Annotated in this window: 9 protein-coding genes and 1 CRISPR repeat array; of the genes, 1 reads left to right on the top strand and 8 read right to left on the bottom strand. The window is 57.7% G+C overall.

Annotated elements, in window-relative coordinates:
* Positions 1-48 precede the first annotated feature (48 nt).
* Complete coding sequence (locus tag NW816_RS06260; RefSeq protein ID WP_414408602.1) at positions 49-900, top strand: hypothetical protein; 852 nt, start codon at positions 49-51, stop codon at positions 898-900.
* Here NW816_RS06260 and NW816_RS06255 read toward each other — a convergent pair.
* The 8 genes from NW816_RS06255 to NW816_RS06220 form a co-directional block, all read right to left on the bottom strand.
* A complete protein-coding gene (locus NW816_RS06255) occupies positions 869-1,705 on the bottom strand; it encodes a metal ABC transporter permease (protein ID WP_414408625.1) in 837 nt (278 codons plus the stop codon). The two genes, NW816_RS06260 and NW816_RS06255, sit on opposite strands and share 32 nt — an antisense overlap.
* Positions 1,706-1,715: 10 nt before the next feature.
* On the bottom strand, positions 1,716-2,516 hold the full coding sequence (locus tag NW816_RS06250; protein ID WP_414408601.1) for a metal ABC transporter ATP-binding protein: 801 nt from the start codon (positions 2,514-2,516) through the stop codon (positions 1,716-1,718).
* Positions 2,513-3,616, bottom strand: coding sequence for a metal ABC transporter solute-binding protein, Zn/Mn family (locus NW816_RS06245; protein WP_414408600.1), 1,104 nt, complete (start codon positions 3,614-3,616; stop codon positions 2,513-2,515). Before NW816_RS06245 ends, NW816_RS06250 begins: the two co-directional genes overlap by 4 nt.
* Before the next feature lie 13 nt (positions 3,617-3,629).
* The gene (locus tag NW816_RS06240; RefSeq protein WP_414329195.1) at positions 3,630-4,073 is read right to left on the bottom strand and encodes a SufE family protein; all 444 of its coding nucleotides are present in this window, start codon (positions 4,071-4,073) and stop codon (positions 3,630-3,632) included.
* A 97-nt stretch (positions 4,074-4,170) separates the two neighbouring features.
* Positions 4,171-5,346, bottom strand: a complete 1,176-nt coding sequence (gene cfa, locus NW816_RS06235) for a cyclopropane fatty acyl phospholipid synthase (RefSeq protein WP_414408599.1) — start codon at positions 5,344-5,346, stop codon at positions 4,171-4,173.
* 34 nt (positions 5,347-5,380) lie between these two features.
* A CRISPR array of direct repeats spans positions 5,381-9,778; the repeat unit is 36 nt; unit sequence GTTTCCAATTTCTAGGGATCCCCCCGAAGGGGGAAC.
* 278 nt (positions 9,779-10,056) lie between these two features.
* Positions 10,057-11,712: an ABC1 kinase family protein gene (locus NW816_RS06230; protein ID WP_414408598.1), complete on the bottom strand. Its 1,656-nt coding sequence runs from the start codon at positions 11,710-11,712 to the stop codon at positions 10,057-10,059.
* Between the two features lie 45 nt (positions 11,713-11,757).
* Positions 11,758-12,339, bottom strand: coding sequence for a peroxiredoxin family protein (locus NW816_RS06225; RefSeq protein WP_414332206.1), 582 nt, complete (start codon positions 12,337-12,339; stop codon positions 11,758-11,760).
* Between the two features lie 37 nt (positions 12,340-12,376).
* A complete protein-coding gene (locus tag NW816_RS06220; protein WP_414381621.1) occupies positions 12,377-12,814 on the bottom strand; it encodes an SRPBCC family protein in 438 nt (145 codons plus the stop codon).
* Position 12,815: the final 1 nt, after the last annotated feature.

Here is a 12,815-nt window from a genome sequence, read left to right as displayed (position 1 = left end):
TCTGAGCCACTAACCTTGTAGAGAAACAAGTGCGGAAGGGCGGCTTTGATGCGGCGACGCCTTCTACAGTTTTGCATCCTCGGCTGGGCGATGCTCCTCACTTTGGCAGTGGGGGGCAGGGGATCCCTGCTGGTTCCCCACTTTTTTAGCATTGAAGCCCTGCAAGCCCAGGCTCAAACTCAAGCCGGAGAACTGCCGCAGCCGGTGCGCCTGCGACTCCCCCCTGGCCTGGCCCGCTACACCTACGACCGGTCAGTGGGCGATTATTTTGAGGAGATCGAGCCGCTGCTGCCGGGCGGAGCCTATGCCCAGTGGGCTTTCTACCCGATCCCGGTCTACATCCAGGGGGATCACGCCCAATGGAAAACCTTTGTGGAGCAGGCGGTCAAGGATTGGTCTGCCTACATCCCGATGCGGGTGGTGGCCAAAGAGGAAGAAGCCCTGTACGGGATGAGCATTTACCGCGTTCCCCCCATCGGCGGCGGGGTGGCAGGGGCGGCCCGGCCTGAGTTTTTCTTCGCCTCCGATGGCTCTTTGCAGCAGCGGGTGCGCATCGTCATTGCAGAAGGACAGGGGTTGGCCGAAATAACGGCGGTGGCCCGACACGAGATCGGGCATGGGCTGGGGCTGTGGGGCCATAGCCCGAACCTGCGGGATCTGATGTATGGCGGACACCATGCGGCGGCTACCGGCAATCGGCGGGTGTTGCGGGTGCCCAACATTACCAAGCGGGATCTCAACACCCTCAAGCGCGTCTACGAGCAGCCCACCCTCAGCGGGCAGGTCTTTCCAGAGAGCTATCGCCGCCTGTTTGGCCAGCTTCTGCAGGAAAAGCCGCTGCCCGAGAGAGCTCTTGGATTGCCGCTAGCTAGAGCTGCAGGAGTTGCGACACCCCCTTGAGCGCCATAGCTAGGAGAAAAAAGAGCAACTGGGTGGCAACAATGCTGGGGCCGGAGGGCAGGTTGAAGGTTGCCGAGGCGATCATCCCCAGCACCGCGCTCAGTCCCCCAATACCTATGGCCAGCAGCACATAGGTTGTAAAGCGGGATCCCAAAAGCCTTGCCGTCGAGGCTGGGATGACCACAAAAGCGCTCACCAGCAACACCCCCACAGAGCGAATTGAGAGCGCCACCACCACAGCCAGCAACACCACAAAAGCCAGCTTCTGCCAGCCCACCTGAACCCCCCGCGCCCGCGCCAGCGGCTCATCCAGGGTCAGCAACATTTGGGAGGGCAAAGTCAATCCCACATAGGCCGAGCTGATCAGCAAGAGGATCCCGCTCGTCCACAGGGCTGCCGGGCTGATCCCCAAAATCTCCCCAAACAACAACTGGTTGAGGTTGCCCCGATAGCTGGGCAGCAAGCTGAGGGCGATAACGGCCAGCGCCAAAGAGGAAGAGTAGATGATGTTCAGCACCGCATCCGCCGACAGTTGAGTGCGCTCCAAGACAAAGGTGACGCCCAAAGCAAATCCCACCCCAAACACCATCAACACCACGGTGGGATTCAGCCCCAGCAGCACTCCCAAAACAATCCCCAGCAGAGCCGAATGCCCCAGGGCATCGCTAAAAAACGACAGTTGCCGCAGAATAACAAAACTGCCCAGCAGCCCACCTGTCATGCCGGTGAGGATCCCACCCAGCATGGCCCGCTGCATAAAGGGCAACTGCAACAGCTCCACTACCCGCACCCAGCCCTCCAACATCGCCTTCCCCTCAGTGACGGTGGATGTAGCGGACAAAATGGTGCTCCGCACCGCTGTCGCGAACAGGCCCATAAACCCGGCTCAGCACTTCTGGTGCCAAAGCCACCTGGGGGGATCCCTGGCAGATGAGGGATTGGTTGAGGCACAGCACGCGGTCGCAATAGCAAGACACCATTTCCAGATCATGGGAGATCTGCAAAATGGCCCAGCCCAGAGATTGGCGCAGCTCTTCCAAGAGCCGGTAAAACTCCCCCTCGCTGAGCGTATCTAAGCCTGCCGGTGCCTCGTCGAGGATAAGCAGCCGCCGCGGCCAAGCCAAGCAATAGGCCAACAGAACCCGTTTCAGCTCCCCGCCGCTGAGCTGGCCCAGAGCCTTGGAGGACAGGTGGGATGCGCCGGCTCGTTCCAGCGCCTCTTGCACCGCCTGCTGCCGAGCAGAGCGCTGCTGCCAGGGCCAGCGGGGTTGCAACGCCCCCCAACCCAAAGCCACAAACTCCTCCACCACCATGGGGATCCCAGGATTGAACTGAAAACGTTGGGGCACGTAAGCCACCTGCTGCCGCACCGAGGGGGGCAAATAACCGGACAGGCACACCGGCTCTCCCAGAATCCAAACCGAGCCGCACTGCCGCGGCAGGATCCCCAAGATGGCCTGCACCAAGGTACTTTTGCCAGCGCCATTGGGGCCGACAATGGCCGTATGGGATCCCGCCCTCAGCTCAAATGACACATTCTGTACTGCCAAGCGGGATCCCCGATAGACCGTCAGCCCCTCGACGCGCAGGACAACCTCGCCGGAGCAGGAGATCACCGCCCCCTCGCCAGCAGGTGTTCGAGAGCAGCTTGGCCCAGCAGCGGCAATTGCAGGGGCAGGAAGGCCGTCTCCTTCTCAAAGGCGGAGACCAGGTTCTCCACGTTTTGCCGCAGGATGGTCAGGTAATATTCCGGCTCGATCCCCTCAGGGCCGGCAGTCTCGATGGGATCGAAAACCCGCACTTCCACCCCCAAATCCCTGGCCAAGATCTGGAAGGGGTTGTTGTCTCCCACCTGAGGTTCCACCAAGATGGTCTTCAGGCCCGACTCCCGCACCGTCTCCATCACCCGTCGCACATCTTCTGGAGAAGGATTGGCCTCTGGGATCTCCACCAAGAACTCGGCTTTGAGGTTGTAGCGCTCGGCAAAATAGGGGGCAAAGTCGTGGAAGACCACAAAGCTTCTTCCGGCAAAGGGAGCTAGCCGAGCGGCAATCTCCTCATCCAAAGCCTTGAGCTTCTCGATAAAAGCAGCCGCATTGGCCCGGTAGATCTCCGCCCCTGCCGGATCCGCAGCGATTAAGCCGTCGCGGATGTTTTCCACCTGCTGAATAGCCCGCCTGGGATCCAGCCAAATGTGGGGGTTGAACTTGCCGTGGCTGTGCCCATGAGAGTGTCCATGACCGTGCCCGTGAGAATGGCCATGAGAATGTCCGTGACTGTGGCCGTGCCCATGCTCTGGCTTCTCCGTCTGCAAAGTCGGGATCCCTTCGCTGCTGTCGATGGTCAGCAATTGGGGATTTGCGGCATTGGCGATCAACCCCTCCAGGAAAGTTTCCATTCCCAGCCCATTGATTACCAACACATCCGCCTGAGCCAGCAAACGAACCTCCTCAGGTCGAGCCTGAAAGTCGTGGGGCCCCATCTGAGGGGGAAGGAGTGGCGTGACTTCTGCCCGATCCCCGGCCACAGCACGGGTAAATTGCGTTATCGGCAAAATCGTGGTCACCACCTTTGGGGGGCTGGATCCCTGCTGGGCCCGGGACTCTTCTTGGCGCATCTGCAGGCTTCCCAGGATCCCGACCGAGAGGGCGGCCAGCAGCGAGACCAGCGATCGCACCGGTCGAGCCGAACGGATAGAGTTAGCTTGATCAGTCATGAGCCTGAATACCTCACAAGACAACAGAGACAGCAGAGCTGGAAGCAACTGACTTCCCAAAAGCCAAGGCCCTCTGCCGCAGCATCGAAAACATGCTCACCAGACCGTTGCTCCTGGAAGGGCTAAGGCTGAAATTGAGGCCCATCTCCCGCACAAACTCTGGGGAAACCCCCAAAATCTCTTCCGGCGCTAGGCCACTTAGCCCCTCCACCACAATGGCCACCAAACCCTTGACCAACTGAGCATCGGCATCCCCTTGGATGTAGACCTTGCCCTCCCTAAACTCGGTGGCCAGCCACACCCGCGAAGCGCAACCTCTGACTAGGTTCTCCTCCTTCCTCTCCGCTTCGGGAAAGGGTGGCAGGCGCTTGGCATAGGCTAGGAGAAGCTCATACTTCTGCCGCGAGGTCTTGGCCTTCTGGAAGCGATTGACAATTTGCTGCAGAGCTGCGGGCATCCCTCAGCTTGTCTAGAGTGAGAATGATAATCAAACTCATCATAACACCCCCACTCAGCGAGGGCGCAGGGGCACCTGCAAACTTTTGGGACTGTCGTTACCGAAGCGAGCGATAGCCGCCACTTACTCCCCGTGGTGAGAGGACCAGTTGCCAAAGTTGGCTGGCCCGGGCCTTGAAGCTACCGGCACTCATCAGGAGATAGAGCCGCCACATGCGGCGAAAGCGCTCATCGTAGCGGTCGGCTAATTTTGGCCATGCCTGCTCGAAATTGGCGTGCCAGGCTTTTAAGGTGGCCACGTAATTGATCCCAAAGTTGTGCCAGTCTTCCAGCACAAATAAGCCCTCAAAGGCTGCAGTAATCAGATGAGGCGAGGGCAGCATCGAGTTGGGGAAAATGTAGCGCTCAATCCAGGGATCCCGCCCCTGGTAGGCCACGTTGCTGCCGATGGTGTGCAGAAGAAACAAGCCATTGTCGTTCAACAAGCGGCGGGCTACCTGCATAAACGTTCGGTAGTTTCGGTAGCCAACATGTTCAAACATGCCGACAGAAAGGATGCGATCAAACTTTCCCTGGGTCTGGCGATAGTCTTCTAACCGAATCTCGACCGGCAGGCCGCGGCAGCGTTCGCTGGCCAGTTTGGCTTGCTCTTTGGAAACAGTAATCCCCACAACCTGCACCCCGTAGCGTTCGGCCAGGTACTGGGCTGTGCCGCCCCAGCCACAGCCGATGTCGAGCACCCGCATGCCGGGTTGGAGTTCCAGCTTGCGGGCAATGAGGTCAAGTTTGGCCTCCTGGGCTTCATCCAGAGTTTGCGCACCCCCATCCCAATAGGCACAGCTATAGATCATGCGGCGATCCAGCATGGCCTCATAGAGATCGTTGCCAATGTCATAGTGGCGCCGGCCAATGACAAATGCCCCCTTGCCCCGCTGGCGGTTGATGAGGCGACTGTCCAGCCCAAGTAGGGGCTGAATTAGCCAACCCACCCGCTGCGGCGCCTGGGTGGTCAGGAGACGACAAATCAACTCATCAATGGCGGCACAATCCCACCAGCCCTCCATGTATGCCTCGCCAAGGCCCAGGGATCCATAGAGCAGGCAGCGCAGATATAGCCGCTCGTCGTGAACTTGAATATCCCAAGGTTGCGAGCCATTGAGGGTTATACCGGCAACATCCAAAACCCGAAGCGCATGCTGACGCGCCAGCCGGTGCAAGCTGTTGAGTCCTTTCCCCATCCCTAGGGATCCCTCACTGCAGGGAAACTGACTCAACAAATACACCCCAAGGTGGCAAGGGATCCAACAAGTTTCCAATTTCTAGGGATCCCCCCGAAGGGGGAACACATATGATCGCATTCCTGGTAAATTGGTCTACGAACCGCCTGTTTCCAATTTCTAGGGATCCCCCCGAAGGGGGAACGGCCCAGAAGGCCGAGCGGAAGCGGGCACAATTCAAGTTTCCAATTTCTAGGGATCCCCCCGAAGGGGGAACCTCAATGTGGCGAGGGTTTCCAATCCAAGATCAACACCGACGTTTCCAATTTCTAGGGATCCCCCCGAAGGGGGAACCTCCGTAAGGCTCAGCGAGCCGAGCGGAAGCGCAGGCGCTTCAAGTTTCCAATTTCTAGGGATCCCCCCGAAGGGGGAGCCCGACTCAATGGTACCTGAGGATGCGATTATGTACAAGCAAGTTTCCAATTTCTAGGGATCCCCCCGAAGGGGGAACGGTGGCGGATCCAATACGCGCAGAGTGGCCACTCCCTCCTGTTTCCAATTTCTAGGGATCCCCCCGAAGGGGGAACATTGGCTAGAAAGCTTAACCTGAGCCTGTTCTAGCCAAGTTTCCAATTTCTAGGGATCCCCCCGAAGGGGGAACCTATCCTGGATATCACATGATTGTCGTTAAGTACGACAAGTTTCCAATTTCTAGGGATCCCCCCGAAGGGGGAACCGCATCACCGTCTGCCCAACGTTCCTCCAAGACCACCCAATGTTTCCAATTTCTAGGGATCCCCCCGAAGGGGGAACTTGCTCAGTTTCTTCAAGACAAAAACTGCGAAGAAATGTTTCCAATTTCTAGGGATCCCCCCGAAGGGGGAACTGCGGCGAAAGCCGCGTACCGGGCTGCTGTACGGCAGGTTTCCAATTTCTAGGGATCCCCCCGAAGGGGGAACCTTAGGAGGTTACAATGTCCACTGCTACGTTCTCCCGCATCCCCGGTTTCCAATTTCTAGGGATCCCCCCGAAGGGGGAACTGCCGAATTTCTGCAGGACTCCAAGTGCGCGCATCTGCGTGCTATGTTTCCAATTTCTAGGGATCCCCCCGAAGGGGGAACCTGCTCCGGAGCGATTGCTCCGCCTATCTGAAGTCGTTTCCAATTTCTAGGGATCCCCCCGAAGGGGGAACTTAAGTGGTCCAACGGACAACGCTACATGCTTGGTTTCCAATTTCTAGGGATCCCCCCGAAGGGGGAACCTGACCTTGTGCATATAAAATACGCAAATCTGTTTCTGTTTCCAATTTCTAGGGATCCCCCCGAAGGGGGAACTCCGCGACTTAGTTCGGATAGTTTCCAAAGTAAGTAGTTTCCAATTTCTAGGGATCCCCCCGAAGGGGGAACAAACAAATGTACTGGAATTATCAGAGGCAGGCGTGGGTGTTTCCAATTTCTAGGGATCCCCCCGAAGGGGGAACCGTTCTACGTACCAGATTCCGACTGGTACTAATCTAATCTCCGTTTCCAATTTCTAGGGATCCCCCCGAAGGGGGAACTCCAATTTAACTTCACAGACCACGACGAATACCTAGCAGTTTCCAATTTCTAGGGATCCCCCCGAAGGGGGAACGACAACGGCAAACACTAAAGTTGGATGACGATACCATCGTTTCCAATTTCTAGGGATCCCCCCGAAGGGGGAACATGTACTCATGAAGGTATCCTATCTAGACGCTATCCGATGTTTCCAATTTCTAGGGATCCCCCCGAAGGGGGAACCCAAGCCAACTACCCGAGAGGGGGGTGCTGGCCCCAGGTAGGTTTCCAATTTCTAGGGATCCCCCCGAAGGGGGAACAGCGTTACCTGCTTGTGGAGCTGTTCCACACCAAATTCGTTTCCAATTTCTAGGGATCCCCCCGAAGGGGGAACGCTCTGCAAATGGTGACTTTGGTCTAAACCTACTCAAGGCTAGTTTCCAATTTCTAGGGATCCCCCCGAAGGGGGAACAGAGAACAAGCCTGATGGGGGCAAACTCTTTATCTATAGTTTCCAATTTCTAGGGATCCCCCCGAAGGGGGAACATCAGGTCATTGAGTATATCTATGTCCCACACCTAAACGTTTCCAATTTCTAGGGATCCCCCCGAAGGGGGAACAAGAAGATGAAAGCTGCGGCCGAGGCCGAGCGGCGGGCTCGGCTAGAAGTTTCCAATTTCTAGGGATCCCCCCGAAGGGGGAACACACCAAGCAACAGATCGTTCGTAGCGAGCGTTGCGAATACGTTTCCAATTTCTAGGGATCCCCCCGAAGGGGGAACCTCAGCCCGGCGGGCCTAAACGTCTGTAAGGACAAAGCGTTTCCAATTTCTAGGGATCCCCCCGAAGGGGGAACTCAGCCCTTGATTAGGAGTGACTCCGGCTTTGTGCCGGGTCGTTTCCAATTTCTAGGGATCCCCCCGAAGGGGGAACATGGTTGGCCGTGTCCCCCATGGGCGGTGGCTTGTGTTTCCAATTTCTAGGGATCCCCCCGAAGGGGGAACTACGATATAAGTGTAGTTGATGGAAGTAATCCAATGAACGCAGAAGTTTCCAATTTCTAGGGATCCCCCCGAAGGGGGAACTATACGCATCATTCCCGTCGGTTACACCGACGACTGTAAAAGTTTCCAATTTCTAGGGATCCCCCCGAAGGGGGAACGGGTGGTGCTGTCGGATCTGGGAGACGAGCGACAGGTGGTGGTTTCCAATTTCTAGGGATCCCCCCGAAGGGGGAACAACTCCACCACAAACTGGAAGGCGGCTCCCAATCGTTGTTTCCAATTTCTAGGGATCCCCCCGAAGGGGGAACCAGTCGATCGATGCGGCCTGCCCGTTGGATCATTGTTTCCAATTTCTAGGGATCCCCCCGAAGGGGGAACAACTTACAAGCTACTGCCCACCAGAGTTCAGGAACAGTTTCCAATTTCTAGGGATCCCCCCGAAGGGGGAACATCAGGGGATAAAGAACACCCAGGTGTGTGAACCTGGGTGTGCGTTTCCAATTTCTAGGGATCCCCCCGAAGGGGGAACCCACTATCTATCGCCGTTCGCCCCCACGCATGTGGTTTCCAATTTCTAGGGATCCCCCCGAAGGGGGAACGTGAGGCGGAAAAGCCTCTTAATGAGGTGTATAGGGTTTCCAATTTCTAGGGATCCCCCCGAAGGGGGAACGTGGTTATCACCGCGTTTACACCGACGAGAACCAATATCTAGGTTTCCAATTTCTAGGGATCCCCCCGAAGGGGGAACGTCAAATGAAGCGGGCAAAAGCGTTGGCTTCCCAGATCTTGTTTCCAATTTCTAGGGATCCCCCCGAAGGGGGAACCCGTTCTGCAAGGCCCCAGTGCCACGGGCCTAAATCAAGTTTCCAATTTCTAGGGATCCCCCCGAAGGGGGAACTATTGCGATAGTCGTCGTGATGGGTGGTTAGTTCTCGAGTTTCCAATTTCTAGGGATCCCCCCGAAGGGGGAACTTCCGGCGAACTTCATGACGTTCATGATAAACTCCTGTTTCCAATTTCTAGGGATCCCCCCGAAGGGGGAACTTGGGTTAACCAAAGAGCAATTCCGGTGGCTGATAGACCTGTTTCCAATTTCTAGGGATCCCCCCGAAGGGGGAACACTACTATGAAAGCAACGACGGTTTGCGTGCGGGTGTTGACGTTTCCAATTTCTAGGGATCCCCCCGAAGGGGGAACTTGATAGCCATAGCATCCTCCTGTAGGCAGTGAACAGTTTCCAATTTCTAGGGATCCCCCCGAAGGGGGAACAGCTGGTACACAATGTGTTGCACCCTGTAAGGTAGCCTAGTTTCCAATTTCTAGGGATCCCCCCGAAGGGGGAACATTCGAGAGCCTCCCTGATTTCTCCGCGCTCTATACGCGTTTCCAATTTCTAGGGATCCCCCCGAAGGGGGAACTGCCGAGCCCCAATTTGCAGAGGGGCGAAATCGCCCTACGTTTCCAATTTCTAGGGATCCCCCCGAAGGGGGAACTTGTATGTATACAAAGGAACAGATCATCCATGCCGAGAGGTGTGCCTTGCTGTTTCCAATTTCTAGGGATCCCCCCGAAGGGGGAACATGAAGTGGAGTTGATACTTAACAACCAGTGCTTCACGTTTCCAATTTCTAGGGATCCCCCCGAAGGGGGAACTAAGGTAACCTCCTCCCCCTCGACACCCAGGAAATACGTTTCCAATTTCTAGGGATCCCCCCGAAGGGGGAACTAGACAGGGAGACGCTCACGCGATCCCCGTCATAGTCACGTTTCCAATTTCTAGGGATCCCCCCGAAGGGGGAACGAAGCGCTGGGTAAACCAAATTGAGGAAGTCATTAAGGGTTTCCAATTTCTAGGGATCCCCCCGAAGGGGGAACCATTTGCCGGGCTGATATGCCCTTTATAGCAATTCAAGTTTCCAATTTCTAGGGATCCCCCCGAAGGGGGAACTCCACCCCTATTAAACCCAAGCAGGGCAAGGAATGCAAGGCCCATTTGCGAGGGATCCGGAAAAAAGTCGGCAAAAAGAGTTTTGGCGAGGGGGTTTTGGGGCCGGAAAGCCTTGTGGCGCAAGGCGTCGAGGGATCGAACGAAAGAATCGGCCTTTGCGGCTTTTGGCGGATCGCTCGCGGAGGCGTTGATACCGTTTTGGTGTTCTTTTGGAAACATCGAGATCCAGACAAGGGCAGTAGGGCCCTGAGTCCACTGATGAGCCAACCTCAGCCAATCTAGCCGCGCAGGCGACCGGAGCGCAGGATGCTGATGACGAGCCACAGCCCCAACAGGCTGGCCGCGCCGAAGAGGAGTTCGCTCAGCCCAAAGACCTGGAAGCGCTGCGTCTGAGCCGAGATGATGGCGGCCCCGACGATCAGAGAGCCGACCACAATGCTGTAGGAAAGGCGGTTGGCCGACTGATCCAGGCTGCTGCGGATCCCGTCCAGCTCTTGGATGGTTAAGTTCCAGCGCTGGGTTTCCGAGGTGATGCGGCTGAGCAGCAGCTCCATCTGGCGCGGCGATTGCAGAGAGAGATTTTTCAAATCCAAAGCCGTGCGCAGCAGCGAGGGCAGAGGGGCTTCCCCCAGCAATTGCGCCCGAAACACATCCGCCATCAGGGGGCGAAGCTGCTCCGGCAGGTTGTAGTCGGGGGTGAGCTGGCGGGCGATCCCTTCCAAATTGGCCAGCGCCTTGGCACAGAGGCCCAAATTGCCGGGAATGCGGATCTGGTTGCGCCGGGCCGCCTGCAGGATCTCAGAAAAGAGCTGGCTGAAGTTGAGTTCCGCAATGCTCAGGGTGTAGTACTGCCGCAGAAGGCGCTCGTAGTCGCTTTGGAGCTGGGCCAAGCTAACCGGCTGCTCCCGCAAGCGGGCCGTGGATCTTTCCGGCAGGGCCAACTCTAGGGTCAATTCGGCACAGCGCTGGGCATCGAGGCTGACAATGGCCAGCATCAGCTCCAGCAGAATCTGCTGCGTGCGCGGATCCAGCCGCCCAATCATGCCGCAATCCAGCAGGGCCACGCGACCGGATCCCAGATAAAACAGATTGCCCGGATGGGGATCGGCGTGGAAATAGCCATCAATGCAGATCTGCTGGAAAAAAGCGCGGGTCAAGAGGCGGGCGATGTTTTCCGGGTCCGCGTCGCTGCGATCCGCCTCCAACAGGGGCCGGCCCTCGATCCACTCCAGCGTCAACACCTTTGGCGTAGTGAGAGGCCAATGGATGCGCGGCACCACCAGTTGGGCCGGATCAAACCAACGCCCCCTTTGCAACTGTTGGCGGAGCTGCTCGGTGTGGCGGGCCTCTTGGGTAAAGTCCAGCTCTGCTTGAATGGCCCGGCAGAACTCATCCGCCAAGGCCACCACATCTGCCAACCTGCCGAACTCCGTTTGCGCCACCAGCTCGGCAATGCCCCGGATTAGCCGCGTATCCCGCTCCACCACCGCCTCCAGCCCGGGCCGCTGGATCTTGAGGGCCACCCACTCGCCGCTGACCAGACAAGCCCGATGGACCTGGGCAATGGATCCCGCCGCAACCGACTCTGTGTCCAGGCTGCTGAACACCTGCTCCAACGGCTGCCGCAACTGCTGCCGCAGCAGGATCTCCACCGCATTCCAGGGAACAGGAGGTACGTCGGCCTGCAGAGTGCTGAGGGCCTCGATGTACTCTCGCGGCAACAGGTCCGGACGGGTGCTTAGCAGCTGGCCTAGCTTGACATAGACCGGCCCCAGATCCACCAAAATGTTGCGCAGCACCATTGGGGGGGGCAGTTGGGGTTCCCCAGCCTTGCCAAAAGAGAGCAAGCGGCGCATGTAGTCCCAACCGTGGCGCAAAACCACCTCCAGGATCTCGGCCTGACGCGCCCCACTCTGGGCCAGACGGGCAAACATCGCAGTCTCTCTCCCTGGAAGTCCAATGGCAGAGAAGCCCGATCCCTAGAAAAAGGGGATAGGGGCCACCCTACGGGTTCCATCCCAGCCGGTTTGCAGCCCCTCCCGCAACACCCGCAGCACCTCATCGGTATCGGCATTGGGCTGGGCAAAGGAGAAAACATGCTTGAAGCGCAGTTTGCCCTCCCGATCCACAACGAACTGGGCCGGCAGGGGTGCTCCCAAAGCTTGGCCAACCCCATAGAGGCGGAAGGTTTTGCACTCGGGATCCACCAGCAGCGGGTAAGGCAGCTGCAGGTCTGCTTGAATCTGCTGGCTTTGAACCGGATCAGTGCTGGTGACCATCAGCAGCTCCGCCCCCAGAGCTTGGATCTCCCTGTAGCGGGCTTTCAGCTCTTGGATGTGGGGGTAGCAAAAAGGGCAAAAAAGCTTTTCGGTGAAGATACGAGTAAAAGCCAAAACCACCGGCTTTTGGCCGCGGTAGTCGGATAGCCGCACGGGATCCCCCTGCACGCGCGGCAGCTCAAAATCGGGGGCAATCTGGCCGATTTCCAGAGAAGTGTTGGCTGGTTGGGGGATGAAGTTGTCGGCAAAGCGACGGTTAAACAGTCCGCTGTTGCTGGTCATTGCAGTTTTTTACGTTTCTTTACTACTTGCCACCAGCCTAACCCAAAGCCTCGGCCACCGCCTTCAGCCGTCGGAGCTGGGCCCGCATATCCTGCTGGGTCGGCCCTGCTGCCAACAGGTAAAACCCTGCCGCCACCCAGGGACTGGGGATGCGGAAGTTGAAGCAATTGACTAGAAGGGTACCCCCCGGCTGGGGATGGCACTCCCAGCGGTCGGTTCCTTCAAAAAATCCCTTAAACTGCCACTGCACCAAGCCTTCTGCCCGCTCTGTAATCACGCAATCCAAGCTGGGGGATACAAACGGCAAGCGAAGGAAAAAGCGGTAGCGGCTGCCCAATTCCGCCAGAGGGGATCCCACCGCCTCACAGCCCAACAGCGGGTTGAGCCAGCGCTTCATCAACTCCAGGTCGGTGAGGCAGCGATCCACCTGGGCCACGCTGGCCGCAATCTGAATCGACTGGGTATAGATGGGCATC

Source organism: Synechococcus sp. W55.1, assembly GCF_047461655.1.
In the GTDB taxonomy this organism is placed as follows: domain Bacteria; phylum Cyanobacteriota; class Cyanobacteriia; order Thermostichales; family Thermostichaceae; genus Thermostichus.
Note: the sequence above shows the minus strand (reverse complement) of the source record. Positions and strands in the feature narration are given on the sequence as shown.